The sequence below is a fragment of the Streptomyces sp. NPDC002588 genome (genome assembly GCF_040295925.1).
Taxonomy (GTDB): Bacteria; Actinomycetota; Actinomycetes; order Streptomycetales; family Streptomycetaceae; genus Streptomyces.
Genome location: NZ_JBEOWF010000013.1, coordinates 55,375 through 81,003, shown reverse-complemented (window position 1 = coordinate 81,003; position 25,629 = coordinate 55,375). Strand labels below are relative to the sequence as shown.

21 protein-coding genes and 1 other RNA gene are annotated in these 25,629 nt (G+C 70.8%); 7 read left to right on the top strand and 15 right to left on the bottom strand.

Going from position 1 to position 25,629, the window contains the following annotated elements:
* Positions 1 to 286: 286 nt before the first annotated feature.
* From ABT057_RS16860 to ABT057_RS16830, 7 genes are all read right to left on the bottom strand, one after another.
* Positions 287 to 907 carry a CGNR zinc finger domain-containing protein gene (locus ABT057_RS16860; protein ID WP_352343791.1) on the bottom strand — a complete coding sequence of 207 codons (621 nt, stop codon included), beginning with the start codon at positions 905 to 907 and terminating at the stop codon, positions 287 to 289.
* Positions 908 to 1,027: 120 nt separating this feature from the next.
* On the bottom strand, positions 1,028 to 2,179 hold the full coding sequence (locus ABT057_RS16855) for a uroporphyrinogen-III synthase (RefSeq protein ID WP_352343790.1): 1,152 nt from the start codon (positions 2,177 to 2,179) through the stop codon (positions 1,028 to 1,030).
* A 127-nt stretch (positions 2,180 to 2,306) separates the two neighbouring features.
* Complete coding sequence (locus ABT057_RS16850; RefSeq protein ID WP_352343789.1) at positions 2,307 to 3,713, bottom strand: nitrate/nitrite transporter; 1,407 nt, start codon at positions 3,711 to 3,713, stop codon at positions 2,307 to 2,309.
* Between the two features lie 121 nt (positions 3,714 to 3,834).
* Positions 3,835 to 5,028, bottom strand: a complete 1,194-nt coding sequence (locus tag ABT057_RS16845) for an acyltransferase family protein (protein ID WP_352343787.1) — start codon at positions 5,026 to 5,028, stop codon at positions 3,835 to 3,837.
* Entirely contained in the window at positions 5,025 to 7,106 is a 2,082-nt protein-coding gene (locus ABT057_RS16840) for a bifunctional polysaccharide deacetylase/glycosyltransferase family 2 protein (protein ID WP_352343946.1), read from the bottom strand. Before ABT057_RS16840 ends, ABT057_RS16845 begins: the two co-directional genes overlap by 4 nt.
* Positions 7,107 to 7,470: 364 nt before the next feature.
* On the bottom strand, positions 7,471 to 8,073 hold the full coding sequence (locus tag ABT057_RS16835; protein WP_352343785.1) for a hypothetical protein: 603 nt from the start codon (positions 8,071 to 8,073) through the stop codon (positions 7,471 to 7,473).
* 392 nt (positions 8,074 to 8,465) lie between these two features.
* Positions 8,466 to 9,431, bottom strand: a complete 966-nt coding sequence (locus ABT057_RS16830) for a LysR family transcriptional regulator (RefSeq protein ID WP_352343784.1) — start codon at positions 9,429 to 9,431, stop codon at positions 8,466 to 8,468.
* A gap of 111 nt (positions 9,432 to 9,542) precedes the next feature.
* Between ABT057_RS16830 and ABT057_RS16825 the strand changes: the two genes are divergently transcribed.
* The 6 genes from ABT057_RS16825 (at position 9,543) to ABT057_RS16800 (ending at position 17,291) form a co-directional block, all read left to right on the top strand.
* Positions 9,543 to 10,817, top strand: a complete 1,275-nt coding sequence (locus tag ABT057_RS16825) for an MFS transporter (protein ID WP_352343782.1) — start codon at positions 9,543 to 9,545, stop codon at positions 10,815 to 10,817.
* A gap of 139 nt (positions 10,818 to 10,956) precedes the next feature.
* On the top strand, positions 10,957 to 12,255 hold the full coding sequence (locus tag ABT057_RS16820; protein ID WP_352343781.1) for an ABC transporter substrate-binding protein: 1,299 nt from the start codon (positions 10,957 to 10,959) through the stop codon (positions 12,253 to 12,255).
* Positions 12,252 to 13,199, top strand: coding sequence for a carbohydrate ABC transporter permease (locus ABT057_RS16815; protein WP_352343779.1), 948 nt, complete (start codon positions 12,252 to 12,254; stop codon positions 13,197 to 13,199). Before ABT057_RS16820 ends, ABT057_RS16815 begins: the two co-directional genes overlap by 4 nt.
* A complete protein-coding gene (locus tag ABT057_RS16810) occupies positions 13,196 to 14,017 on the top strand; it encodes a carbohydrate ABC transporter permease (RefSeq protein WP_352343778.1) in 822 nt (273 codons plus the stop codon). Before ABT057_RS16815 ends, ABT057_RS16810 begins: the two co-directional genes overlap by 4 nt.
* An 8-nt stretch (positions 14,018 to 14,025) precedes the next feature.
* The gene (gene yicI, locus ABT057_RS16805) at positions 14,026 to 16,290 is read left to right on the top strand and encodes an alpha-xylosidase (protein WP_352343777.1); all 2,265 of its coding nucleotides are present in this window, start codon (positions 14,026 to 14,028) and stop codon (positions 16,288 to 16,290) included.
* Positions 16,290 to 17,291: a LacI family DNA-binding transcriptional regulator gene (locus ABT057_RS16800; RefSeq protein WP_352343775.1), complete on the top strand. Its 1,002-nt coding sequence runs from the start codon at positions 16,290 to 16,292 to the stop codon at positions 17,289 to 17,291. Before yicI ends, ABT057_RS16800 begins: the two co-directional genes overlap by 1 nt.
* A 198-nt stretch (positions 17,292 to 17,489) precedes the next feature.
* On the opposite strand, the gene ssrA is transcribed toward ABT057_RS16800, so the two are convergent.
* The 5 genes from ssrA to ftsE all read right to left on the bottom strand — a co-directional run bounded on the left by ssrA (position 17,490) and on the right by ftsE (position 21,495).
* Positions 17,490 to 17,884: a transfer-messenger RNA gene (gene ssrA / locus ABT057_RS16795) on the bottom strand.
* Between the two features lie 98 nt (positions 17,885 to 17,982).
* On the bottom strand, positions 17,983 to 18,525 hold the full coding sequence (gene smpB, locus ABT057_RS16790) for an SsrA-binding protein SmpB (RefSeq protein ID WP_352343945.1): 543 nt from the start codon (positions 18,523 to 18,525) through the stop codon (positions 17,983 to 17,985).
* A gap of 86 nt (positions 18,526 to 18,611) precedes the next feature.
* Positions 18,612 to 19,778: a S41 family peptidase gene (locus tag ABT057_RS16785; protein ID WP_352343773.1), complete on the bottom strand. Its 1,167-nt coding sequence runs from the start codon at positions 19,776 to 19,778 to the stop codon at positions 18,612 to 18,614.
* A 67-nt stretch (positions 19,779 to 19,845) separates the two neighbouring features.
* On the bottom strand, positions 19,846 to 20,763 hold the full coding sequence (gene ftsX / locus ABT057_RS16780; RefSeq protein ID WP_352343772.1) for a permease-like cell division protein FtsX: 918 nt from the start codon (positions 20,761 to 20,763) through the stop codon (positions 19,846 to 19,848).
* Between the two features lie 42 nt (positions 20,764 to 20,805).
* Positions 20,806 to 21,495, bottom strand: a complete 690-nt coding sequence (gene ftsE, locus ABT057_RS16775) for a cell division ATP-binding protein FtsE (RefSeq protein WP_057574412.1) — start codon at positions 21,493 to 21,495, stop codon at positions 20,806 to 20,808.
* A 235-nt stretch (positions 21,496 to 21,730) separates the two neighbouring features.
* Here ftsE and ABT057_RS16770 point away from each other — a divergent pair, with 235 nt between their 5' ends.
* The gene (locus ABT057_RS16770) at positions 21,731 to 21,925 is read left to right on the top strand and encodes a hypothetical protein (RefSeq protein ID WP_352343771.1); all 195 of its coding nucleotides are present in this window, start codon (positions 21,731 to 21,733) and stop codon (positions 21,923 to 21,925) included.
* 100 nt (positions 21,926 to 22,025) lie between these two features.
* On the opposite strand, the gene ABT057_RS16765 is transcribed toward ABT057_RS16770, so the two are convergent.
* The 3 genes from ABT057_RS16765 to ABT057_RS16755 form a co-directional block, all read right to left on the bottom strand.
* Positions 22,026 to 22,883, bottom strand: a complete 858-nt coding sequence (locus ABT057_RS16765; protein WP_352343769.1) for a hypothetical protein — start codon at positions 22,881 to 22,883, stop codon at positions 22,026 to 22,028.
* A 268-nt stretch (positions 22,884 to 23,151) separates the two neighbouring features.
* Positions 23,152 to 24,258, bottom strand: coding sequence for a peptide chain release factor 2 (gene prfB / locus ABT057_RS16760; protein WP_352343768.1), 1,107 nt, complete (start codon positions 24,256 to 24,258; stop codon positions 23,152 to 23,154).
* Positions 24,259 to 24,336: 78 nt separating this feature from the next.
* Positions 24,337 to 25,596: a serine/threonine-protein kinase gene (locus ABT057_RS16755; RefSeq protein ID WP_352343767.1), complete on the bottom strand. Its 1,260-nt coding sequence runs from the start codon at positions 25,594 to 25,596 to the stop codon at positions 24,337 to 24,339.
* Positions 25,597 to 25,629: the final 33 nt, after the last annotated feature.

Sequence of the window (25,629 nt, the reverse complement as noted above, 5' to 3'; positions counted from 1 at the left end):
CACGCCCACCTCCGGTGTCCGGGGGTTCCCCCAGTCAGTCGCTCGCAGACAGGTACGGAGGAGGCTCGCGGTGTGTTCAAACAGAGCAGACACTTTTCTTCGGGGTGTCATGACGAGGGGGACATGGCGGCACATTCCCACCGCTTCTTCTTCACATTTTCACCACATGAGCGCGATTGCGCGAGCTGCCCTTACCCAGACATGGGCAAACATGATGTTGTCGAAATCACTTCGACAATTCTTCGACAACGCTGTCCCGCGACGCTGTGCAATTCCTGTCAGCTCGTCAGAGAAGGCGTATACCGGGCAGTTGGGCACGAGCGAGCGCGGCCCGCCTGCGATGCCGTGCCACGCGTTCCCTGTTGCCGCAGACCTCGCTCGAACACCACCGCCTGCGCCGCCCCCGGGACGTGTCGACGTACACGATCGGGCAGTTGTCCCCCTCGCACTGCCTGAGTCCCTCCCGCGCGACGGGATCGGTGAGCAGCTCCACGGCGTCCCGCGCGACCGCGGCGATCAGCGCGGCGCACTCCGGGCGCCCGTCCAACTCCCGTACGAGCGTGCCGTCCTCGTCGCGTACGGCGCGGGGGACGGGCGGCGCCACGCGGGCGGCCTCGTTGAGGCGGGCGAGATCGGCGTCGTAGCGACCGGGGTTGTGGCGTACGAGCGTGCCGTGCACCAACCGGCCGATGTCGCCCCGCAGTTCCCGGAAGGCGATCGGCCAGGAAACGTCGGCGTGGGTCAGCGGCGTGTCCGGCGGGACGAGTCCGGCGCCGCGGATCCACGCGCACAACGGGGCCACGGCGTCCAGATGTTCATGGGGATGACTGGTCGCGAGGAGGTCGAGACAGCTCCGTCCCGAGTCGAACCGCAGCTCGTAGGGATCCGTGGCCGTACCCATCGCCATGCGCCACCGCCTAGGGCTTCCTGCCGAATAACGCCGAAGAACGCCGAAGAACGCCGTCCCTCTCACAGTGCCCTGAGCGCCGCCCCTGCCGGAACCCCCCGTACCGGAGGGGGGCGCAGGTCACACGTCCGCGTACTTGGTGTCCGCCGCCGGGTCGAGCGCCAGCCGGTAGCCCCGCTTGACGACCGTCTGGATCAGCTTCGGCGCGCCCAGCGCCGTCCGCAGCCGGGCCATCGCCGTCTCCACGGCGTGCTCGTCCCGGCCCGCGCCGGGCAGCGCCCGCAGCAGGTCGGACCGCGGCACCACCCAGCCGGGCCGCCGCGACAGCGCCCGCAGCAGCGACATGCCGGCCGGCGGGACCGGCCGCAGACAGCCGTCGACCAGCACCGCGTGCCCGCGGATCTCCACCCGGTGCCCGGCGACCGGCAGTGCCCGCGCCCGCCCCGGAAGTTCCTGGCACAGCAGCTGTACGAGCGGCCCGAGCCGGAAGCGTTCCGGCTGGACGGTGTCCACGCCCTGGGCCTGGAGCGGCAGGGCGGTGACCGGTCCGACACAGGCCGGCAACACGTCGTGCTGGAGCGCGGTGAGCAGTTCCGGCAGCAGTCCGCGCTCCTCGGCGCGAGAGAGGAGGGAGGCGGCGGCCGGCGCGCTGGTGAAGGTGACGGCGTCCAGGCCGCGCGAGACGGCCGCGTCGAGGAGCCGGTCGAGCGGCGAGATGTCCTCCGGGGGCATCCACCGGTACACCGGCACGCCCACGACCTCGGCTCCCGCGGCCCGCAGCGCCTCCACGAACCCGGGCAGCGGCTCCCCGTGCAGCTGTACGGCGACCCGGCGCCCGTCCACGCCCTCCTCGAGGAGCCGGTCGAGCACCTCGGCCATGGACTCGGACGACGGAGACCACTCCTCCGTGAGGCCGGCGGCACGGATCGAGCCCTTGACCTTGGGCCCGCGGGCCAGCAGTTCGACCTCGCCGAGCCGGGCGAGCAGCGCCTCCCCGAGCCCCCAGCCCTCGGCGGCCTCGACCCAGCCGCGGAAGCCGATGGCCGTGGTGGCCACCACCACGTCCGGCGCCTGGTCGATGAGTCCCTTGGTCGCGGCGAGCAGTTCACCGTCGTCGGCGAGTGGCACGATCCGCAGGGCGGGGGCGTGCAGCACCGCCGCCCCACGTCGCTGAAGCAGCGCACCGAGCTCCTCGGCCCGGCGCGCGGCCGTCACCCCCACGGTGAACCCGGCGAGTGGCCCGTGTTCCGGTCGCTGCTGTTGCTCGTACATGGCTCTCCTAGGACCTCTTACGGATCCTGCCGGGGCCGAAGGAAAGGCCCTGGCCGGCCCGCATGCCGACCGAGCCTGTCAACGGTGCGTGACAGGCTCGGTTCGGCTTGATGTCGCCGGTGTTACGTCACACCTCGGCGTAGCTGAGTTGGGGCTTTGCCTCCGATGCGGTGCTCATGGCCGCGATCCGTCCGGCGGACCGGCGAAGGTATACGGCCCAGGTGACCACGAAGCACAGGCCGTAGAAGGCCAGGAAGGCGACGAAGGCGCCGGTGCCGGAGCCGTAGGAGAGGAAGGACTGCCGGAAGGCGAGGTTGATGCCGACGCCGCCGAGCGCGCCCACCGCACCGATGAGCCCCATGGAGGCACCGGAGAGCCGCCGGCCGTAGGCGGCCGCCTCTTCGCCCTGGAGCCCCTTGGCCAGGGCCTTCGTCTGGAAGATGCCGGGGATCATCTTGTACGTCGACCCGTTGCCGAGCCCGCTGAGCACGAACAGCACCACGAAGACACCGACGAACAGCGGCAGCGACTTCTGCATGCTGGCGAAGATCAGGACGGAGGTGGCGGCGGCCATGCCGACGTAGTTCCACAGGGTGATCTTCGCGCCGCCGTAGCGGTCGGCGAGCCAGCCGCCCACGGGCCGGATCAGCGAGCCGAGCAGCGGACCGATGAAGGTGAGGTAGGCCGCCTGCAGGGGCGTGCGGCCGAACTGCACCTGGAGCACCTGGCCGAAGGCGAAGGCGTAGCCGATGAACGAGCCGAAGGTGCCGATGTAGAGGAAGGACATGATCCAGGTGTGGGCGTCCTTCGCGGAGTCGATCGCGGCGCCGGTGTCGTTCTTCACGGACGAGAGGTTGTCCATGAAGAGCGCGGCGAGGACGGCGGCGATCACGATCAGCGGGACGTAGATGCCGAGCAGTACGCGCGGCCCGCCGCTGGCGCCGATGATCGCGAGGGCGACCAGCTGGATCACGGGCACACCGATGTTGCCGCCGCCGGCGTTCAGCCCGAGCGCCCACCCCTTCTTCCTGAGCGGGAAGAAGGCGTTGATGTTGGTCATGCTGGAGGCGAAGTTGCCGCCGCCGATGCCCGCGAGCAGGCCGATGACGAGGAAGGTGTCGAAGGAGGTCCCCGGCTTCATCACGGTGAACGCGGCGATGGTGGGGACGAGCAGCAGACCGGCCGAGATGATGGTCCAGTTCCGGCCGCCGAAGATCGCGACGGCGAAGGTGTAGGGCACCCGGACGACCGCGCCGACCAGCGTCACCATCGACGTCAGCAGGAACTTGTCGGCCGGGGTGAGGCCGTACTCCGGGCCCATGAAGAGCACCAGGACGGACCACATCGTCCAGACGGAGAACCCGATGTGCTCGGAAAGGACGGAGAAGACGAGGTTCCGGCGGGCGATCTTCTCGCCCTTCTCGTTCCAGAAGGCCTCGTCCTCGGGGTCCCACTGGTCGATCCAGCGGTTCCCCTTCTTCGCGGAGGGGGGTGCGGGGGACGGGGGTGCGGGGGCTGTACCAGGGGCTGTCATGAACGCCTCCACGTGCTCCGGGGCTCGGGTGTTTCGCGGTGATGAGCGGTGATGAATCCCGAAGGTAGAAAGGACGCGTTTCCGCACTGTGCCTGTGGGTGACCGGAAGGGAACGTTGCTCTCACCTTCGGCGGGAGCCGGGTGAGAGGTTTTGGGCAAGGGTACGGGAGCGGTCCGGCCACAGCCGGGGCCGTCGCCCGGCCGCCAGGTCCTCCACCCAGCCGAAGCAGACCACGCACAGCGCGGTGAGCAGCCAGACCGCCGGCAGTTGCGGCCAGGAGCTGTTCAGCAGCCAGGTGGCGTGCTCCTCCAGCCAGACGATCCCCCACAGCCGGTCCCACAGCGCCTCGACGACGTCGATGCAGACGTTGTGCCACAGGTAGATCGTCACGGCCCGCGCGTTGAGCAGGGTGACCAGCCGGTCCAGGCGGCGCAGCGGGCCGGGCCACTCGCTCCAGGACGGGCTGAGGTGCAGCAGGAGCAGGACCGCGGCGAAGGACCACAGGGACTGGGCGAACGGCATGTCGTCCAGGTCGTGGCCCTCCCGGAAGCCGTGCCCGAGGGCGTACCAGAGGCCGGTTCCGGCCACCGCCGGGGCCAGCGACGGGACGACGTACCGGGGCAGCCGGCGCAGTACGCCCTCCTGGTGCGCCATGCCGAGCAGCCAGCACGCGCCGAACGTGCCGAAGTCGCTGAGCCCGGCCTCCAGCCGCCAGCCGGGCACCGCCACCGCGCCGGTCTCCAGCACCGCGGACAGGGCGAGGGGCGCGAGGACCGTCGGCCAGGGGGCGGCCCGCAGGGCGCGCAACAGGAGCGGCGAGAGCAGGACGAACCAGAGGTAGGCGCGCAGGTACCAGATGGGCACGCCCAGGTCGACCGCCCAGCCTTCGGTGATCAGGCCGTGCACGCCGGGCACGTTCTCGTCGAACGGCGGGTCGCTCAGCGGGAGGATCCAGAAGGTGAGGTGGAGCCACCACCAGCCGGGGTGTCCGTCGTCGTCGGGTCCCCAGCCCGCCGCCAGCATGCCCGTCACCCCGACCGCGCCGAGCAGCCACAGCGGGGGCAGCAGGCGGCGCAGCCGGCCGCGTACGACGGTCGGCGCGCGGCCCTTGGCCAGGGAGCGGGCCATCAGGTTGCCGGCGAGGGCGAACATCACGCCCATCGAGGGGAAGACGACGGGCAGCCAGGCCCAGCCCATCAGGTGGTAGAGGACGACACGAAACAGGGCGATGGCGCGCAGGAGGTCGAAGTAGCGGTCGCGGCCCTTCGCGACGGGGACCGGGACGGTGACGTCGGCCGGCTGGGTGGTCGTCATACGGCGCCCCCGCCCACGGCCGCGCCGGCCGGCTCACCCGGGGGTGCCGCGACCTGTCCCTTCCTCCTCAGTTTCTGCCAGCGCAGCCGGCCGCCGGTGAGGGCGGTGATCCAGGACTGGAGGAGCACGATGTACATCAGCTGGCGGTAGAGGAGCTGCTGCAGGGGGAGGGAGACGAGCGGCGTGAGGCGTTCGCGGTCCAGGACGAAGGCGTACGCGGCGCAGCCCGCCTGGACGGCGAGGACGCCGAACCAGGCCGCGATCGTCTTCCCGGTCGGTCCGAAGAGCAGGCCGTAGACGAGGAACAGGTCGATGAGGGGGGCGAGGAGCGGGGCGACGACCATGAAGAGGGAGACCAGCGGCAGACCGACGCGGCCGAAGCGGCCGGACGGCCCGCGCTCCACGAGCGCCCGGCGGTGTTTCCAGATGGCCTGCATGGTGCCGTAGCACCACCGGTAGCGCTGCGACCACAGCTGCTGCACTGACTCGGGGGCCTCTGTCCAGGCGCGCGCGTTCTCCGCATAGACGACCTTCCAGCCGTCCCGGTGGATGGCCATGGTGATGTCGGTGTCCTCGGCGAGGGTGTCGTCGCTCATGCCGCCGACCCGGTTCAGGGCGCTTCTCCTGAACGCCCCCACCGCTCCCGGAATGGTCGGCATGCAGCGCAGGACGTCGTACATCCGGCGGTCGAGGTTGAAGCCCATGACGTACTCGATGTGCTGCCAGGCGCCGATGAGGGTGTCCTTGTTGCCGACCTTGGCGTTGCCGGCGACGGCGCCGACCTTCGGGTCGGCGAAGGGCTGGACGAGTTCGCGGACGGTGGCCGGTTCGAACACGGTGTCGCCGTCCATCATCACGATCAGGTCGTGTCCGGCGTTGGCGATGCCCCGGTTGAGGGCGGCGGGCTTGCCCGCGTTGAGCTGGCGTACGACGCGTACGCCGGGCAGGGCGAGGCTCTCGACGATACGGGCGGTGCCGTCACTGGAGCCGTCGTCGACGACGATGATCTCGATGGGGTGCTCGCTGCGGATGAGCGAGCGGACGGTGTTCTCGATGCACTTCGCCTCGTTGTACGCGGGCACGAGCACCGACGCCGGTTCGGTGACGGGCCCGTCGGGTCCCCAGGCGAAGCCGCGACGCCGGGTGCGGCGGGTGTGGATCGCGGAGAGCAGCAGCATCAGGCCGAAGCGGGCGAAGACGAGGAAGCCGATGACGGCGAGCCCGACGACGAGGACGCCGGTGATGTCGTCGGACGCGGCGACCAGGAACACCCAGGCCTTGCCCTTCCACAGTTCGGCGCCTGTGACGGGGGTGTGCGCGCTGGGGGCGTCGAGGGCCTCGGTGAGGTTCTGGAACCGGTACCCCTTCTTCTGCAGCTCGGGCAGGTAGTCGTCCAGGGCCTGGACCGTCTGGTGCCGGTCGCCGCCGGAGTCGTGCATGAGGACGATCGCGCCCCTGCCGCCGCGCGGAGTGGCGTTGCGGATGATCTGCCGCACGCCGGGCCGCCGCCAGTCCTCGCTGTCGGCGGTGGTGAAGACGGTGAGGTAGCCGCGGGTTCCGACGTACCGGGTGACGGGCCAGGAGGAGTTGTCCAGGGCGTCGGCGGAGGAGGAGTACGGCGGCCGGAAGAGGGAGGTGCGGATGCCCGCGGCCCCGGCCAGCGCCAGCTGGTTCTGGGTCAGCTCCCAGTCGATGCGCCGGTCCGACTGGTAGGAGAGGTCGGGGTGGTTGAAGGTGTGCAGCCCGATCTCGTGGCCCTCCGCGACCATCCGGCGGACCAGGTCCGGGTAGCGGGAGGCCATGGTGCCGGTGACGAAGAAGACGGCGTGCGCGCGGTGCTTCTTCAGGACGTCGAGGACCTCGGGGGTCCATCGGGGGTCGGGGCCGTCGTCGAAGGTGAGCACGATCCGCCGGTCCGGCACGTCCAGGCTGGTCCGCTGCCCGCCACGGGTGTCCACGACCGGTCCGCCGTCGAGGATCTTCCGCGGCACCCGGTCGGCGGGGGCCTCGGGGCGGACGCGGTGGTCGGCGAGGATCTCGCTGTGGACGTAGCCGCGCAGCATCAGCATCGCCATCATCGCGAACAGGACGAGGAGCGGGAGCAGATGGCGCAGCCGCACCCGCAGCGGCACGAGGCGCCGGCGCGCGCCGGAGTGCGAGGGCGGTCCGTCCGGGGTGCCGGACGCCGGGGTGCGTATCCGTCCCCGGGTCTGCCGGGATCGGGAACGGCCCCCCGTGGACGGGTGCGCGGAAGTCCCGGCGTGACCGGCCTGCCGGGCCGAACGCCGGTTGGTGCGTGGTGACATGAGAGGTCGTACTCCGGGGACGGGAGACAGCGGAAGGACAGAGGAGACGAGGAGAAAAAGGAGGAAAGAAGAAGAAAGACGCGGAGGGGGAGGGTGAGGGGAACGGACGGAGCCGTTCGGCGGCCTCGGTGCCGCCTCACGCCCCCGGCGCGCCGGAGGTGACCGGCGAGGGCCCGTCGGAAGGGCTCGCGGTGGGCGAGGACGCCGGGGGCGGTGTGGTCGGGGGGACCCCGACGACCGGGCTGGTGGGACCGTCTGCGGAGGCGGACGTGCTGGGCTCCGGGCTGGAGCCGGTGCCTGCGGAGCCGCTGGGCGAGGGGCGGGCGGAGCCGTCGGCCGGGGCCTCGGCGCTCTTCGACGCGTCGGGCCCGGTGCGCTCTCCGGGCCGGGCCGGGCCGCCGGCCGAGGCGGAGACGCCGGGGCCGCGGGGCGCCGCGAAGCCCGGGGAGCCGGTCGTGGCCGTGGCGGAGGCGCTCGGTGCCCGGCTGGTCTCGACCCGGCCGGCCGGCGGATCGTCGTCGTCCTGGCCCGGCACCGGCAGCCAGGGCGCCCCGGCGTGCCCCGACAGGAGCGTGGCGACGATGACGACGGCGTAGGCGCCGCAGGCGAGGCCGACCAGCATGCCTATGCGGCGGAAGGTACGGCTGCGGCGGCCGGACTCGTCGACGAAGACGGGGGCGTCGGAGGCGCCCGGGCCGCCTCCCCCGGCCGGGTGCGGGGTGTCGAGCTGGACGGTCACCTCGAACGCGTCGCCGCCGTCGCCGGAAGTCTCCGCCCACGGGTCCCGGAGTCCGCTCGAACGTTCGTTTTCGGACAGTGCGTTCGATGCGACTATTCGACCGCTTTCAGACGGAACATCCACGAGTAACCGGTATGGATCCTCCCCCACTCCCACGACCGGCACATCCCGGGTCGGAGGGGCGGCTTCCGGCCATCCCGAACTCTCGGTTTTGTCGCTTTTCTTCCAGTTCTCCACGCACACACTTCCCCCCACGGACGGTTCAGGGTGCGCCGACGCCTCCGAGCGCGCGTCGCCGGACCGGGCCCCCACCCAGTCCTCGCGCCCCTTTTATCCCACTGCGCTCGGGTCGATGAATCTAGCGCAGGGGTGGGGGCCATGTTCGCGATGTGTCATTTGTGGTCAGAAGTCATGTTCATGTCCATGGCTGGAATCCATCCCCCGGAAGGCCGTAGAAGCCACCCTTCCGCGCTCGCGATCTCGCCCGCGGCCCGTCGGAGCGCGTCGAGTCCCGGATGGACCAGCCCCTTTCGCCACACCAGTGACACGGGGGACAGCGGCACCGGCTCGATCAAGGGCCGGGTCACCGTCCCAGGCATGGCCGGAAAATCCACCACCGCGAGGACCGGATTGCCCGTCTTCGCCATGAGGCGCTGGAATTCCTCGTCCCCCACGGCCAAGGGCGCCGGCGGCGCGACCGCGATCCCCCGCCCCTCGAACAGCAGCCGGGCCAGGCCGGTCCACTCCGGCGTGCGCGGATTGCCCGCGCCCGCGTACACGCTCTCCCCCGCGAGCGCGGCCAGCGGCACCCTGGGCAGCGAGGCCAGCCGGTGCCCCGCGGGCAGCACGACCGCCATCCGCTCGTACCGGACGAACTGCCGCTCCAGCCCGCCGCGCAGCCCCGGCTCCAGCCCCGCGTACCGCCCGAACGACGCGTCGAGACGGCCCGCGACGATCTCGGCCGCGGCGAAGGTGAGCCCGCTCTCGTAGCGGGCCATCAGTTCCTGCTCGGGGGCGAGTTCACGGGCCCGGTGCAGCACCCGCCGACCGGTGACCAGGCCCGGCGAGTTCAGATCGACCAGCAGCGGGCGGGCCCGGCCGAAGGCGGCGAGCAGGTCGTCCTGGGTCTGCAGCACCCGGCGCGCGTACGGCACCAGCCGCTCCCCGTCGGCCGTGAGCGTCACCTGCCGGGTGGTCCGCACGAACAGTTCGGTGCCCAACTCCCGCTCCAGCCGCCGCACATCACGACTGAGCGCCTGCTGGGCGACGTAGAGCCGGGCGGCGGCCCTGGTGAAGTGCAGTTCGTCGGCCACGGCGAGGAAGGCGCGCAGGAGTCGGGGGTCGAGGTGGGCGGGCATCCGGCGAACCTACAACGCGGGTGCGTGAATCCGAACTCACAACGCGGGTGCGTGAATCGGCGCCGAGCAGGTGTTGGACCCCGGGATCGGTCCCGGGCGACGGTGTCGCCCATGCCGCAGCCGCCCCGGAACCCCGCCGAGACCCTTTACACCGTCACCGCCGACAGCCTCGTGGCCGTCGACTTCGCCCCCCGCTCCCGCCCCCGTCCCGCCGGCCCCTACCGCCGCCTCCTCACCGCCCCCGGCGCCCGTGCCTTCACCGCCGGAAGCCTGCTCGCCCGGCTCCCCGCGGGCATGTTCGGCGTGAGCGCGGTCATGATGATCGCCGGTGCGCGCGGCTCGTACGCGCTGGCCGGAGCCGTCACCGCGACCGGCCTCGCGGCGACCGCCCTCGTCGCCCCCTGGACCGCCCGGCTCGTCGACCGGTACGGCCAGGCCCGGATCGCCGTACCGGCCACCCTGTTCGCCGCGCTCGGCAGCCTCGCGCTGCTGCTCTGCGTCCGCCACGGCGCCCCGGACTGGACCCTGTTCGCCGCGTACGCCGCCACCGCGACCACCCCCAACACCGGCGGGATGTCCCGCGCCCGCTGGAACCACCTGCTGCGCGGCGACGCGGCCGCCCTGCACACCGCGAACTCCCTGGAACAGGCCGCCGACGAGCTGTGCTTCATGCTGGGCCCGGTGTGCGCGGCCTTCCTGTGCGGCACGTTCTTCCCGGAGGCGGGCACCCTGGCCGGCGTGCTGCTGCTGGTGAGCGGGACCGTCGTGTTCGCCGCCCAGCGCGCGAGCCAGCCGCCCCCGCACCCCCGCCCGAGGTCCGGGTCCCCGCTCCGCGCCCCCGGCATCCCGCCCCTCCTCGCCGTCTGCCTCGCCCTGGGGGCCGTGTTCGGCGCGACGGAGGTCGTCACGATCGCCTTCGCCGACGAGCAGGGCCACCGCGCGGCGGCCGGGGTCGTCCTCGCCCTCCAGGCGGCCGGGTCCTGCGCGGCCGGCCTGGTCCACGGGGCCGTACGCCCCACCGGGTCCGCCGCCCGGCGCCACCCCCGGTGCGTGGCCGCGATGACCGCGCTGCTCGCCCTCCCCCTCCTGGCCGCGACCGCCGCCGGCTCACTCCCGCTCCTGGCCGGGGCGCTGCTGACCGCCGGGACCGCGACCGCTCCGACGATGGTCACCACCATGGCCCTGGTGCAGGAACGCACCCCGGCCGGCCGCCTCAACGAGGGCATGACCCTGGCCGTGACGGGCCTGCTCGGCGGCATCGCCTGCGGCAGCGCGACGGGCGGCTGGACGGTCGAACACACCTCCCCCGCGGCCGGTTTCGCGATACCCGTGGCGGCCGCGGCCACCGCCCTGCTCGTCTCCCTCATTTCTCGCAGGCCCCATTGACGCACTCGCGCCCGCCGCCTACCTTCCCCCGTCGAAGCGCTTCGACGTCACGCATCGAAACGGTTCGACGACCTCGTCGAACACCGCGTGGCGGCTGTTCCTGCCCGGAGAACCATCCGAACTCCCCCGGAGGCACAGGATGTTGACGGCAAGAAGGCGTGCGACGGCGAGCGCGGCGGCGGCCCTGGCGGGCGCCCTGCTGCTGGCCTCCTGCGGCGGCTCCGACAGCGGCGGCTCTTCCGACGCGAAGACCCTGCGACTGTGGCACTACGAGGCCCCGAACAGCGCGATGGGCGCGGCCTGGACGGCGGCGGTCAAGGAGTTCGAGGCCAACCACCCCGGTGTGAAGGTGAAGTTCGAGGAGAAGAGCTTCGAGCAGATCCAGAAGACCGCCCCCATGGCCCTGAACTCCTCGGACGCGCCCGATCTGCTGGAGTACAACAAGGGCAACGCGACGGCGGGCCTGCTGTCCAAGCAGGGCCTGCTGACCGACCTGACCGCCGAGGTGACCGCACGCGGCTGGGACAAGCTGATGAGCCCGGGCGTGCGCACCACCAGCCAGTACGACACGGACGGGGTCATGGGCTCCGGCAAGTGGTACGGCGTGACCGACTACGCCGAGTACACGATGATCTACTTCAACAAGGACCTCTTCGCGAAGTACAGGGTGCCCGAGCCGAAGACGTTCGACGACCTGGTCACGGCGATGGACACGTTCGTGGAAAACGATGTCACCCCGCTCGCCAACGCCGGCGCCGAGTACCTCGCCCAGCAGTACCTGTACCAGCTGGCGCTGTCGAAGGCAGACCGCTCCTGGGTGGACACGTACGAGCTGTACGACGGAAAGGCCGACTTCCACGACGCGGCCTGGACGTACGCGGCCGAGACCTTCGCCGACTGGGTGAAGAAGGGCTACATCGGCAAGAGTTCCACCAGTGCCAAGGCCGAGGACGCCGGCGTCTCCTTCCTCCAGGGCAAAGCGCCGATCCTGTTCTCCGGCAGCTGGTGGTACGGCCGCTTCCAGGACGAGGCGACGTTCGACTGGGGCACCACCCTGTGGCCCGGCTCGGACCTCACCCTGGGCTCCGGCGGCAACCTCTGGGTCGTCCCCAAGAGCGCGAAGAACAAGGAACTCGCCTACGACTTCATCGACATCACCCTGTCGAAGAAGATCCAGAACCTGCTGGGCGAGAAGGGCGGCGTCCCGGTCGCCGCGGACACCGCCGCCGTCACCGACCCGAAGGCCAAGGAGCTCATCGACCACTTCAACACCCTCTCCGGCCGCGACGGTCTCGCCTTCTACCCCGACTGGCCGGTCCCCGGCTTCTACGACGTCCTCGTCTCCGAGACGCAGAAGCTGATCACCGGGAGCGAGAAGCCCGACGACTATCTCGACAGTCTCCAGAAGGCGTACGACAAGGGCGTGCCGAAGCGATGAAGGTGCGCGGCGCCCGCGACTCCCGCCCCGGCCCCCTTCGCACCCACCCCCGCGACTCCTACGCCCTGTTCCTGCTGCCCGGCGCGCTCGCCTTCCTCGCCGTGGTCGTCGTGCCGTTCCTGATGAACACGGGGGTGAGCTTCACCGACTGGCAGGGCGTGGGCAGCCCCGAGTGGTCCGGGCTCGCCAACTACCGGGAGCTGATGGACGATGCGGAGTTCTGGGCGAGCTTCCGGCACAGCCTGTTCATGGTCGTCGCGATGGCGGCGATCCCCACGGCCCTCGGACTGGTGCTGGCCGCGGCCCTGTTCGACCACGTCGACAAGTACTTCGGCAGCCGGGTCACGGCCGCCTTGCGGGCCTGCTTCTACCTCCCGCAGGTGCTGCCGGTCGCGGTCGCCGGCATCGTCTGGAGCTGGATCCTCGCCCCCGACGACGGCTCCCTCAACGCGCTCCTGAAGGCGGTCGGGCTCGGCGGCTGGCAGCAGGACTGGCTGGGCGACCCCGACCTCGCGCTCTACAGCGTGATGGGCGTGCTGGTCTGGGTGCAGCTCGGCTTCCCGCTGGTCGTCTTCATGGCCGGACTGCAACGCCTCGATCCCCAGCTCCACGAGGCGGCCGAACTGGACGGCGCCGGCTGGTGGCGCCGCTTCCGGCACATCACCCTGCCGCAGCTGCGCCCGGAGGTCTCCGTCGTCCTGACCTGGTGCACGATCGCCGCGCTGAAGGTGTTCGGCGCGGTGTACGTCCTGACGGAGGGCGGCCCGGGCGGCGCGACGGACGTCCCGTCCTACTTCTCCTTCACCACCTTCTTCGAGAAGACCCAGGTCGGCTACGGCGCCGCGGTCTCCACCGTACTGACCGTGATCATCCTGGCGCTGTCCCTGGCCGGTCTGCGCCTGCAGAGGCGCGCCGAGGACGCCGAGGAAGGGGGACACGCATGAGAGCCGTCCGCCGCTACCCCGTCCTGATCGCCCTCTGCGTGGCGGCCCTCTTCATGGTCGTGCCGTTCCTGATCGTCGCGGTGAACGCGGTCAAGTCCCCGGCCGAGTACGCGCAGGACGGCCCGCTGAGCCTGCCCGACGGCCTCTACCTGGACGGCCTGAAGGACTTCTGGGAGCGGGTCGACTACAGCCGGAAGCTGCTGAACTCGGTGGTCATCAGCGGTTCGGTGGCGGTGGGCGCGGTCGTCCTGTCCGTCCTGAACGCGTACGCGATCGGCATCGGCCGCATCAAGGGCCGTACCTGGGTCCTGGCCTTCTTCGTCCTGGCGAACATGCTGCCGCAGGAGGCGCTGGTCTACCCGGTCTACTACCTCAGCAAGCAGGCGGGCCTCTACGACACCCGGCTCAGCGTGATCACCGTCTTCACCGTGATCCAGGCGGCCTTCGGCACGTATCTCCTGTCCTCGGTGCTGGGGCGGTTCCCCCGGGAGATCCTCGAGGCGGCCCGGATCGACGGCGCCGGAAAGTGGCAGGTGCTGTGGCGGATCGTCGTCCCCGTCAGCCGCCCGACCCTCGGTGTGCTGCTCGTCTTCTTCTTCGTCTGGACCTGGAACGAGTTCCTGCTCCCCCTGGTCATGCTGATCTCCAACGACAACCAGACGGTGTCGGTGGCCCTCGGAGTCCTCCAGGGCCAGCGTCTGATGGACGCCACGATGACCAACGCCGCCGCCCTCCTCGGTGTGCTCCCGGCCCTCGTCTTCTTCCTCGTCTTCCAGCGCACGCTCACCCGCGGCATCGCGGTGGGCGCGGTGAAGTAAGGAGCCCCATGAAGTTCAGCGACGGTTACTGGCTGCTGCGCGAGGGCGTCACCGCGGCGTACCCGGCCGGGGTCCTCGACGTCACCGGGACCGACGGCGGCGCGCTGGAGATCCACGCGCCCACCCGGCCCGTCCGCAGCCGCGGCGACCTGTTGACGGGACCCGTCATGACGATCACCGTCCACACCCCCATGCCGGACGTCATCGGCGTGACCCTGACCCACTTCACCGGCGAGCGCCCCCGCGAGCCCGCGTTCGAACTCTCCGGAACCGATCCCTCTCCCCGGCTCTCCCACGACGACCGGCACACCACCCTCACCTCCGGCGCGCTGTCGGTCCGGGTGGCCCGCTCCGGCCCCTGGCGGGTGGAGTTCCTCGCGCACGGCCGCACCCTGACCACCAGCGGCCCGAAGGGCATGGCCATCCTGCGGGACGCGGCCACCGGCGGCCACTACCTGCGCGAACAACTGGGCCTCGGGGTGGGCACGTCCGTCTACGGCCTCGGCGAACGCTTCGGCCCGCTCGTCAGGAACGGCCAGGTCGTCGACGTCTGGAACGCCGACGGCGGCACCGCCACCGAACAGGCCTACAAGAACGTCCCCTTCTATCTCACCGACGCCGGCTACGGCGTCTTCGTCGACCACCCGGGCAAGGTGAGCTTCGAGGTCGGTTCGGAGACCGTGTCCCGCGTCCAGTTCAGCGCCGAGACCCAGCGGTTGACGTACTACGTCATCCACGGCCCCACCCCGAAGGAGATCCTCCGCAGATACACCGCCCTCACCGGCCGTCCGGCCCTCCCACCCGCCTGGTCCTTCGGCCTGTGGCTGTCGACCTCCTTCACCACCTCCTACGACGAGGAGACGGTGACCTCCTTCATCGACGGCATGCGGGAGCGTGAACTGCCGCTGTCCGTCTTCCACTTCGACTGCTTCTGGATGCGCGAGTTCCAGTGGTGCGACTTCCGCTGGGACCCACGGGTGTTCCCCGACCCGGAAGGCATGCTGGCCCGGCTGAGAACGAAGGGCCTGCGCGTCTGCGTCTGGATCAACCCGTACATCGCCCAGCGCTCCCCGCTGTTCGCGGAGGGCAGGGACCTCGGCCATCTGCTGAAGCGCCCCGACGGGAGCGTCTGGCAGTGGGACCTGTGGCAGCCCGGCATGGCACTGGTCGACTTCACCAGCGCCGCCGCCCGCGACTGGTACGCGGGAAAGCTGGAGGCGCTGCTCGCGCAGGGCGTCGACTGCTTCAAGACCGACTTCGGCGAGCGTGTCCCGCTCGACGTGGAGTGGTCCGACGGCTCCGACCCGGAGCGCATGCACAACTACTACACGTACCTCTACAACCGCACGGTCTTCGACGTGCTGCGCAAACACCGGGGCGAGGGGGAGGCGGTCCTCTTCGCCCGCTCGGCGACCGCCGGCAGCCAGAAGTTCCCCGTCCACTGGGGCGGCGACTGCGAGGCGGCCTACGAGTCGATGGCGGAGTCGCTGCGCGGCGGGCTGTCGCTCGGCCTGTCGGGCTTCGGCTTCTGGAGCCACGACATCGGCGGCTTCGAGGGCACCCCGACCCCCGCCCTGTTCAAACGCTGGATCGCCTTCGGCCTCCTGTCCTCCCACAGCAGACTGCACGGCAGCTCCTCCTACCGGGTGCCCTGGCTGTTCGACGAGGAGTCCGTGGACGTCCTGCGGCACTTCACCCACCTGAAACTGCGGCTCATGCCCTACCTGTACGAGGCCGCACGCGTCGCCCACGAGGAGGGGCTGCCGATGATGCGGGCCATGGTCCTGGAGTTCCCGGACGACCCCGGGTGCACGCATCTCGAACGCCAGTACATGCTCGGCCCCGACCTGCTGGTCGCGCCCGTCTTCGACGACGAGGGGGAGGTGACGTACTACGTGCCCGAGGGCACCTGGACCCACTACCTCACCGGGCGGACCGTGACCGGGCCGCGCTGGGTGCGCGAACGGCACGGGTTTCGCAGCCTGCCGCTGCTGGTGCGGCCCGGCGCGGTGCTCCCGGTGGGCGCGCACGCCGACCGGCCCGACTACCCGCACGCCGACGGGGTCACCCTGCGGGCCTACGGTCTGGAGCGCGGCGCGCAGGTGACGGTGCGGATCGGCGAGGCGGTCTTCACCGTCGTACGCGAGGGGGACACCCTGCGGGCGTCGGCGAGCGATCCGTCGGCGCCCTGGGCGCTCGCGGCAGGCGAGGGGGTCGCGCGGGCGACGGCCGGCACGGGCTTCCTGACGCTGGAAATCCCGGAGCCGCACTGATGGCGAAGATCACGGATGTGGCGCGGCGGGCCGGGGTCTCCCCCAGCACGGTGTCGTACGCGCTCAGCGGCAAACGCCCGATCTCGGCGCAGACCCGGCAGCGGGTCGAGGCGGCCGCGCGCGAACTGGGCTACCGGCCGCACGCGGGCGCCCGGGCCCTGGCGAGCAGCCGCTCGAACGTCCTGGCCCTCGTGGTCCCGCTGCGGGCCGGCATCCATGTCCCGGTGGTGATGCAGTTCGCGGTGTCGGTGGTGACGGCGGCCCGGCGCCACGACCACGACGTCCTCCTGCTCACCCAGGAGGAGGGCGAGGACGGCCTGCGACGGGTCGCCGACGCGGCTTTGGTGGACGCCCTGATCCTGATGGACGTCCAGCTCCACGACCCCCGTCTGCCGCTGTTGCGCTCCCTCGGCCGGCCCTCGGTGATGATCGGCTTCCCCCGCGACTCCACCGGTCTGACCTGCATCGACCTCGACTTCCGGACGGCGGGCGAGCTGTGCGTGGCACATCTGGCGCAGCTCGGGCACCGGGTGGTGGCGCTGGTGGGGTCGCCGCCGGAGGTGTATGTGCGGGGGACGGCGTTCGCGCAGCGCGTGGTCCAGGGGTTCACCGCGGCCGCCGACCGGGGCGGGCTGGCCTCGGCCGTCCACCCCTGCGAGGCGAACCCCGCGGCGGCCCGCCGGGTCGCCGAACGGCTCCTGCGGGAGCAGCCCGCGCTGACGGGAGTGGTGGTCCACAACGAGGCCGTCCTGGAGCCGCTGATCGACGCCTTCGGACACCTCGGTCTGCGCGTCCCCGGCGATCTGTCGGTCACGGCGATCTGCCCGGACGAACTGGCCGAGCGGCTCCGGGTCACCTCCGTCGCACTGCCGTCCGCCGAGGTGGGCGGGAGAGCGGTGGAACTGCTGATGGAGAAGCTGGCCGGCGGGGCCGTACCGGAGGCGACTCTGCTGCGGCCGAGGCTGACCCGCCGGGAGAGCACGGCGCCGCGTCCCGCCTGACGTGTGACGGGGTTCGGCCGTGCCGGAGCCGGGCGACGGACCGGCGCACGACACGTTCCACGGACAGCACGAGGGCCCCGTCGCGGTTCGCGACGGGGCCCTCGTGCACATGGGATGAGGAGGTCCGGGGGGCATGCCCACGGACCTGGGCGAGGTGACCCGGGCTCGCGCTTTCTGCGAGCACAGGACACCTCCATCTCGTGGAGATGGCGGGAATCGAACCCGCGTCCAACGGTGCGGAATCAGGGCTTCTCCGTGTGCAGTTCGCTGTGATTTTCTCGGCCCCGGCGATCACGCGAACAAGTCGCCGACGGGCCCAGTCACTGTTTGTTTTCCCTCTTCACCCCGTGACCGGGATCAAGGTTTAGTCCCCTAGCTGATGCCAGGATCCGGGTCGGGAACGAGCCCGGGCTGACACTCCCATGAAGGAGCTAAACGATCACTACCTGATCAGGCAGCGAGAGCGTAGAGCTCGGGAGAATCGCTCTTGGAATTGGCGATTATTTTTTGCGACATATGGTTTACGAGATCATTGCCGCTTCCTCGACACGCTTCCCCTGCTTCGACAGCCGCTGTCGAAACCGATCATCCCCATGTTGATTTTTCAATCGCTGCACCCTCGGTGGGATGCGATGCCATCGTACGTGACCAACGCCCGCCGATGCCACTGCATTCCCGCGGGCCCGCCCGGCTACACCGCCCGCTGCTTCCGCTTCGCCGCCGCGATCGCGCGGTCGCTCTCCCGCCGGTCCTGCTTCTCCCTCAGGGTCTGCCGCTTGTCGTACTCCTTCTTGCCTCGGGCGAGCGCGATCTCCGCCTTCGCCCGGCCGTCCTTGAAGTACAGGGCGAGGGGCACGATCGTGTGACCCGTCTCCTCCGCCTTGACCGCCAGCTTGTCGATCTCCTCGCGGTGCAGCAGCAGCTTGCGCTTGCGGCGCGCGGAGTGGTTGGTCCAGCTGCCCTGGCTGTACTCGGGGATGTGCGCGTTGTACAGCCACGCCTCACCCCCGTCGATCTGGACGAACCCGTCGGCCAGCGAGGTCCGCCCCTGGCGCAGCGACTTCACCTCGGTGCCGGAGAGGACGAGCCCGGCCTCGTAGGTGTCGATGATCGCGTAGTCGTGGCGGGCCTTCTTGTTCTGCGCGACGATCTTGCGCTTGCCGCCCTTCTCGCCGTCCTGCGCCTTGGCGGCCGCCCCGCCCTGCTTGGGCTGGGACTCCTTCGGTACGTACATTCCCTTGCTCATAGTCCCGCCATTTTCGCACCTGGAGGGGGTCGGAGGGAAAGCCGATTACCCACCGGCGGAGACGGACACATGCGTCAGGAGGCGTCGCCCAGGCCGCCGAGCACCGTCTCGGCGCGCTCCAGGACCTCGTCCGTGGCGTCCAGGTCCGGGGTGATGCCCTTGCCGTCGACCGTGCGGCCGGAGGGGGTGCGGTAGTGGCCCACGGTCAGTTCGGCGACGGAGCCGTCGGGCAGCCGGCTCGGCATCTGGACCGAGCCCTTGCCGAAGGTGCGGGAGCCCACGACGACCGCGCGGCCGCGGTCCTGGAGGGCGCCGGTGAGCAGTTCGGCCGCGCTCATGGTGCCGCCGTCGACGAGCGCGACCAGCGGTCTGGAGGTGTCACCGCCGGAATCGGCGTGCAGGGCGCGCTGGTCGCCGTCGACGTCGTAGGTGGCGACCAGGCCGCCGTCGAGAAAGACGGAGGCGGTGGCGGTGGCCTCGGCGACCAGGCCGCCCGAGTTGCCGCGCAGGTCCAGGACGATGCCCGCCCCGGCGGGGGCCTGCCGTACGGCGGTGCGGACCGCGTCGCCGACACCCTTGGTGAACGCGGCGATCTTGATGACCCGCGCTCCGTCGGCGAGCGCGCGGACGGTGACGGAGTCCGAGGACAGCAGGGCGCGGTGCATCGTCTCGCTCCACGCGCGCGTGCCGCGTTCCAGGCCGAGCGTGACGGTCGTACCGGCGGGCGCGTCCGTGGCGTCACCGCGCAGTAAGGAGACGACCTCGGTGACCGGGCGGCCGTCCACGTCATGGCCGTCGACGCTCCTGAGCAGGTCACCGGCCCGGATCCCGGCGTCGGCCGCGGGCGAGCCGGCCCGTACCCGGGTCACCTCGATCCGCCCGTCCGGCTCCCGCCGCGCCCACAGCCCCACCCCGGTGTAGCGGCCGTCGAGGGACTCCTCGAACTCCTCGTACTCGCCCGCGGAGTAGACGGCCGCCCAGCGGTCCCCGCTCCGGCTGACGGCGCGTTCGGCGGCCTCCATGGGGGACTTGCCGACCGCGGCGGCCTCCTCGGCGGCGCGGGTCACGTTCTCGGCGTGCCCGGCGGACGCCTCACGCACCGCACCGGACGCGGTCCGGCGGCCCTCCCCCGGCAGCGAGCCGGTCGCCGCACCGGCGACGAGGACGCTCGCGAACACCAATGTCAGGGCGGCCCCGCGGCCGAAACGGCGGGGCTGACAGAACAGGTCGCGGCCTGACATGGCGGTGAGTCTAGGGGAACCCGAAGAACCACACGGTCGGTTGACCGGACGGCGCGGGGGGCGTGTGTCACACCTTCAGGTACTTGCGCAACGCGAAGAACGCGGCCAGGGCGGGCATCAGCAGGCTGGTGGCGAGGATGAGCGGGAGCTTCGTCAGTACGGCGTCCCAGCCGATGAAGTTGATCAGGTTCAGCTTCTCGGAGAGGGCCAGGCCGTGGTCGATGATGAAGTACCGGGCGATCACCAGGAATCCGCAGGCCACCGTGCCTCCGATGAGCCCGGCGACGGCGGCCTCCGCGATGAACGGCGCCTGGATGTAGAAGCCGGACGCGCCCACCAGCCGCATGATCCCGGTCTCCCGCCGGCGGCTGAAGGCCGACACGCGCACGGTGTTGACGATCAGCATCAGCGCGACCACGAGCATCAGCGCCATCACCGCCCGCGCCGCCCAGTTCATGCCGTTGAGCAGGCCGAAGAGGTTGTCCAGGATCCCCTTCTGGTCCTGAACGGACTGCACGCCGTCGCGCCCGTCGAAGGCGGTCGCGATGACCTGGTACTTCTCCGGGTCCTTCAGCTTGATCCGGTACGACTCCTGCATCTGGTCCGGGGTGAGCGAGGCGGCCAGCGGCGAGTCGCCGAACTGCTCCTTGTAGTGCTTGTACGCCTCGTCCTGCGACTCGTACGTCACCGTCTGGACCACCGACATCTTGTCGAGGTCGGACTTGATCTGCTTCTTCTGGTCGTCGGTGACCGCGCCCTTGGCGCAGTTCGGGTCGGACTCGGCGTCGCTCTTGTTGCAGAGGAAGATCGAGACGTTGACCTTGTCGTACCAGTAGCCCTTCATGGTGCTGACCTGGTCGCTCATGAGCAGCGACCCGCCGAACAGGGCGAGCGACAGGGCCACGGAGACGATGACGGCGAAGGTCATCGTCAGGTTGCGGCGGAGACCGACACCGATCTCGGAGAGTACGAACTGGGCACGCATGGCGTGTACTTGAGGCCTTTCCGGGAACGTCTGCGGGGCGGGTCAGTGCTGGTAGCCGTAGACGCCGCGCGCCTGGTCACGGACGAGGCGGCCCTGCTCCAACTCGATGACGCGCTTGCGCATCTGGTCCACGATGTTCTGGTCGTGCGTGGCCATCAGCACGGTCGTGCCCGTCCGGTTGATCCGGTCGAGCAGCTTCATGATGCCGACGGAGGTCTGCGGGTCGAGGTTGCCGGTGGGCTCGTCGGCGATCAGCAGCTTGGGCCGGTTGACGAAGGCCCGCGCGATGGCCACGCGCTGCTGCTCACCACCGGAGAGCTCACCGGGCATCCGGTCCTCCTTGCCGCCCAGCCCGACGAGGTCGAGCACCTGGGGCACGGACTTGCGGATCTCGCCCTTCGACTTGCCGATGACCTCCTGCGCGAAGGCGACGTTCTCCGCCACCGTCTTGTTCGGCAGCAGCCGGAAGTCCTGGAAGACGGTCCCCAGCTGGCGGCGCATCTGCGGCACCTTCCAGTTGGAGAGGCGTGCGAGGTCCTTGCCCAGGACGTGCACCTGGCCTTGGCTGGTCCGCTCCTCGCGGAGGACCAGTCGCAGGAAGGTGGACTTCCCGGAGCCGGAGGACCCCACGAGGAACACGAACTCGCCCTTCTCCACCTCGAGGGAGACATCCCTGAGTGCGGGGCGGGTCTGCTTGGGGTAGACCTTGGAGACGTTGTCGAATCGGATCACGGGTGCACCACGGGTCGCCGGGGGTAGATGAGCGTGACCATACGCGAACCGGGTGCACGAGCGCAGGCGCCGGGAGGGGTTGCGGCAGGCTTGTGCGTTTTTGTACGGGACTTTGTCGGGCTCCGCTCTTCCGGCGGGCCGCGCGGGCCGGTCGGGAACCTGGCAGAGTGGAGGGGGAACGTTCTCGGTTTCGTGAGCGTTGTGTACGTGGAACCGGTGCTAGGAGGGCGAGCGCATGACGTACGACCGGCTGGTGTGCGCTAACTGCGCGGCGCCCGTGAGCGAGGGCCGGTGCCCCGTGTGCCGTGCGAACCGCGAGCGGCTGCAGCAGGAGAACAACTTCTTCGCGGGGCTGAACCCGATGGCGCTGATCGCGCTGCTGGCGGTCCTGGTGGCGGCGGTGGCCCTGCTGGCCCACCAGACCGCGTGACCGCGGGACCGACCCGACCTACGACGCCGAAGGGGCCCGGAGCTTCACAGCTCCGGGCCCCTTCACGCGTTGCGTACGTCACGTACGGGCGCGGCTACCCTCAGGCAGCGGCCCCGCCACGGCCCGCGACGAGGCGCGGCAGCACACGGAAGCCGATGCCACCGGCGATCATCGTGGCGGCGCCGATGATCAGGAACGTGGTCTGGCCGGCACCCGTCTCGGCGAGCTCCCCGCCGCTGCCCTGAGCGGTGGTGTCGGACGAGGTGGTGTCCGAGGTGTCGGTCAGCGCGGAGCTGCCCTCTTCCTGGGTGGTGGTGCCGTCGGTGTCGGTACCGGTACCACCGGCGGCCTCGGAGCCCGTGCCACCGTCGACGCCGGTGCCGCCGTCGTCACCGGTGCCACCGTTGTCGCCCGTGCCGCCGTCGTCACCGGCCCCGCCGTCGTCACCGGTGCCACCGTTGTCGCCCGTGCCGCCGTCGTCACCGGCCCCGCCGTTGTCACCGGCACCGCCGTTGTCGCCCGCACCACCGTTGTCACCGGCACCACCGTCGTCGCCGGTACCACCGTCGTCACCGTTGCCCTGCACGGTGCCCTCGGCGGTGTTGCCCTGGACGGTGCCCTCGGCGGTGTTGCCCTGGACCGTGCCCTCGGCGGTGTTGCCCTGGACCGTGCCCTCGGCCGTGTTGCCCTGGACCGTGCCTTCCGCGGTGTTGCCCTGGACCGTGCCCTCGGCCGTGTTGCCGCCGTCCTCACACGTGGGGTCGACGGAGATGTCGCACGGGTCGGGGTCGGCGGGGTCGGCGGGGTCGTCGTCACCGGCCACGGTCGAGACGAGCCCGCTGAGGCCGCCCTCGTCGGTGTCGGCCGAAGCCACGCCCGCGACCGTCAGCGAGGCACCCGCGGCGATCACGGCGCCGGCGGCTATGCGCGCGACCCGGATCCGCGTCTTCTTGGTCATATGGTTGCTACCCCCAGTAGCTGATCGTCGATAGGCCGCGTTCGGGGCGGTGATCGACGGAGGTAGCTGAGATCTAGCTGAAGCCCCCGGTTCACATGCGCCCCAGAGATACGCATGCCACAGTGCACCCTCCCGACTTTTCAAAGGAACGTCAAGGTCGTTGCGTACGCAATGTCCAAGTCAGGGGTCTTTGGGCGATGTTGGAGCTGTGAATGTGACGTAAAAGGTAACCGCCCCTGATTCAGGGGCGGTTACCTTGTCGACAAACCTACTTCTCCTGCTGCTTGCGCCAGCGAATCCCGGCTTCCAGGAAGCCGTCGAGCTCACCGTTGAACACGGCCTCGGGGTTGCCGACCTCGTAGTCGGTACGGAGGTCCTTGACCATCTGGTACGGGTGCAGGACGTAGGACCGCATCTGGTTGCCCCAGGAGTTGCCGCCGTCGCCCTTGAGGGCGTTCATCTTCTCCTGCTCCTCCTGCCGGCGCCGCTCGAGCAGCTTCGCCTGGAGGACGTTCATCGCGGTCGCCTTGTTCTGGATCTGGGACCGCTCGTTCTGACAGGACACGACGATGCCGGTGGGCAGGTGGGTGAGCCGCACCGCGGAGTCGGTGGTGTTCACGCCCTGACCGCCGGGGCCGGACGACCGGTACACGTCCACCCGCAGCTCGGACTCGTCGATCTCGATGTGGTCCGTCTGCTCGACCACGGGGAGAATCTCGACGCCCGCGAACGAGGTCTGCCGGCGGCCCTGGTTGTCGAAGGGCGAGATGCGCACGAGCCGGTGCGTGCCCTGCTCGACCGAGAGCGTGCCGTAGGCGTACGGCACCTGCACGGCGAAGGTGGTGGACTTGATGCCCGCCTCTTCCGCGTACGACGTCTCGTAGATCTCGGTCTTGTAGCCCTTCTGCTCCGCCCACCGCAGGTACATCCGCTGGAGCTTCTCTGCGAAGTCGGCGGCGTCGACGCCACCGGCCTCGGCGCGGATGTTGACGAGCGCCTCCCGGGAGTCGTACTCCCCGCTGAGGAGGGTGCGGACCTCCATCTCGTCCAGCGCCTTGCGGACGGCGGTGAGCTCGGACTCGGCCTCGGCGCGGGTGTCCGGGTCGTCCTCCTCCTCGGCCATCTCGAACAGCACGGCGAGATCGTCGATCCGGCCGCGCAGCGCGTCGGCCTTCCTGACCTCGGCCTGGAGGTGGGACAGCTTGCTGGTGATCTTCTGCGCCTCGTCCGGGTTGTCCCACAGGGACGGCGCGGCCGCCTGCTCCTCGAGCACGGCGATGTCTGCCCTCAGCTTGTCGAGGTCCAGAACGGCCTCGATCGACTCCATGGTCGAGGAGAGGGACTTGAGCTCTTCGGAAACATCGACGACTGCCACGCCCTCCAGCGTAACGGTTCCGCCATCCGGCCAACGCCGGTGCGTACGAGCAAGCCCGTCCGGCGCCCTCAGGAGGCCTCAGGGAGACGCCGGCGCGGTGCTCCCCGTGTCCTGCGGCGAGGCCCCCGCGTCGTCCCCCGAGGTCACCGCCCACGTGCCCACGCCGACCGCCGCGACCAGCGCCACCGCCGCCGCCCCCAGCGTGATCCGCCGCCGCCGCGTGGCCGCCCGGTTGCGCGCGGACCCCGGTCGCGGCGCCCCCGCGGCCCGCGGCACCCGCGCCGTCCCGTGCGCCCCGCCGGCCAGCTCGTCGGGCGCCGGCACCCGCATCGACGTGTGCGTGTCCCGGTTGGAGTCCGGCTTCGCGCCCGGGACCAGCGGCACCGACCCCCGCCGTGCCCGCCCGGATGCGGTCGTCGGCGCGGCCGAGGCCGGCCCCGCCTCGGCCGGCTCCGGGCCGCCGTCCTCCTCGGCCGGTTCCGTGTCCGGCTCGTCCACGTCCAGCGGCGGCATCCCCGCGAGGCCCGGCAGCTGCTCGCGCAGCCGCGCCGCCAGCTCGGAGGCCCGCAGCCGTGAGGCCGGCCCCTTGGCGAGGCACTGCACGATCAGCTGCCAGAGCTCGTCCGGGATGCCGGGGAGCGGCGCGACGCTCTCCGTGACGTGCCGGCGCAGCACCGCGCCGGGGTGTCCGCCGCCGAACGGCGTGAAACCGGCCAGCAGCTCGTACAGCACGGTGGCCAGCGCGTAGATGTCGACCGAGGCGCGCGGCGGCAGGCCCTCGACGATCTCGGGGGCGAGGTAGTCCGGGGTTCCGATGATCTTCGTGGCGCGGGTGCGCTTCGGGGTGTCGATGAGTTTCGCGATCCCGAAGTCGGTGAGCAGCGCGCGGTGCGAGCCGCCGGGACCCAGCGGTCCCTGCATGTCCAGCAGGACGTTCTCCGGCTTGACGTCCCGGTGGACGACGCCGGCCGCGTGGGCCGCGGCCAGTCCTTCGGCGATGTCCGCGACGATGGCCACCGCGGCCTCGGGCGCCAGCCGCCGGTCGCGGTCCAGGCGGGTGCGCAGGTCGGTGCCCCGGACCAGGTCCATGACCAGCGCCAGGTCGTTGCCGTCGACCACCAGGTCCCGTACGGAGACCACGTTCGGATGCTCGAGCCCGAGCAGGGCGGTGCGCTCCTGCACGAAGCGGCCCACGAGTTCCTCGTCGGAGGCGAGGTCCTCGCGCAGCAGCTTGATGGCGACGGGCCCCTCCGGTCCCTCGCCCAGCCACACCGTGCCGGCGCTGCCCCGTCCGAGGATCTGGTGGGCGGTGTACCGGCTGCCGATCTTCCGTGCCAAGACTGCTCCTACAGACGCGTGTTGCCGAACAAA

Bases quoted from the DNA above. Each gene is read 5' to 3' on its own strand.
- ABT057_RS16860 (WP_352343791.1), bottom strand. From the start codon at position 907: ATGGCGATGGGTACGGCCACGGATCCCTACGAGCTGCGGTTCGACTCG.
- ABT057_RS16855 (WP_352343790.1), bottom strand. From the start codon at position 2,179: ATGTACGAGCAACAGCAGCGACCGGAACACGGGCCACTCGCCGGGTTC.
- ABT057_RS16850 (WP_352343789.1), bottom strand. From the start codon at position 3,713: ATGACAGCCCCTGGTACAGCCCCCGCACCCCCGTCCCCCGCACCCCCC.
- ABT057_RS16845 (WP_352343787.1), bottom strand. From the start codon at position 5,028: ATGACGACCACCCAGCCGGCCGACGTCACCGTCCCGGTCCCCGTCGCG.
- ABT057_RS16840 (WP_352343946.1), bottom strand. From the start codon at position 7,106: ATGATGGCGATGCTGATGCTGCGCGGCTACGTCCACAGCGAGATCCTC.
- ABT057_RS16830 (WP_352343784.1), bottom strand. From the start codon at position 9,431: ATGCCCGCCCACCTCGACCCCCGACTCCTGCGCGCCTTCCTCGCCGTG.
- ABT057_RS16825 (WP_352343782.1), top strand. From the start codon at position 9,543: ATGCCGCAGCCGCCCCGGAACCCCGCCGAGACCCTTTACACCGTCACC.
- ABT057_RS16820 (WP_352343781.1), top strand. From the start codon at position 10,957: ATGTTGACGGCAAGAAGGCGTGCGACGGCGAGCGCGGCGGCGGCCCTG.
- ABT057_RS16815 (WP_352343779.1), top strand. From the start codon at position 12,252: ATGAAGGTGCGCGGCGCCCGCGACTCCCGCCCCGGCCCCCTTCGCACC.
- ABT057_RS16810 (WP_352343778.1), top strand. From the start codon at position 13,196: ATGAGAGCCGTCCGCCGCTACCCCGTCCTGATCGCCCTCTGCGTGGCG.
- yicI (WP_352343777.1), top strand. From the start codon at position 14,026: ATGAAGTTCAGCGACGGTTACTGGCTGCTGCGCGAGGGCGTCACCGCG.
- ABT057_RS16800 (WP_352343775.1), top strand. From the start codon at position 16,290: ATGGCGAAGATCACGGATGTGGCGCGGCGGGCCGGGGTCTCCCCCAGC.
- smpB (WP_352343945.1), bottom strand. From the start codon at position 18,525: ATGTACGTACCGAAGGAGTCCCAGCCCAAGCAGGGCGGGGCGGCCGCC.
- ABT057_RS16785 (WP_352343773.1), bottom strand. From the start codon at position 19,778: ATGTCAGGCCGCGACCTGTTCTGTCAGCCCCGCCGTTTCGGCCGCGGG.
- ftsX (WP_352343772.1), bottom strand. From the start codon at position 20,763: ATGCGTGCCCAGTTCGTACTCTCCGAGATCGGTGTCGGTCTCCGCCGC.
- ABT057_RS16770 (WP_352343771.1), top strand. From the start codon at position 21,731: ATGACGTACGACCGGCTGGTGTGCGCTAACTGCGCGGCGCCCGTGAGC.
- ABT057_RS16765 (WP_352343769.1), bottom strand. From the start codon at position 22,883: ATGACCAAGAAGACGCGGATCCGGGTCGCGCGCATAGCCGCCGGCGCC.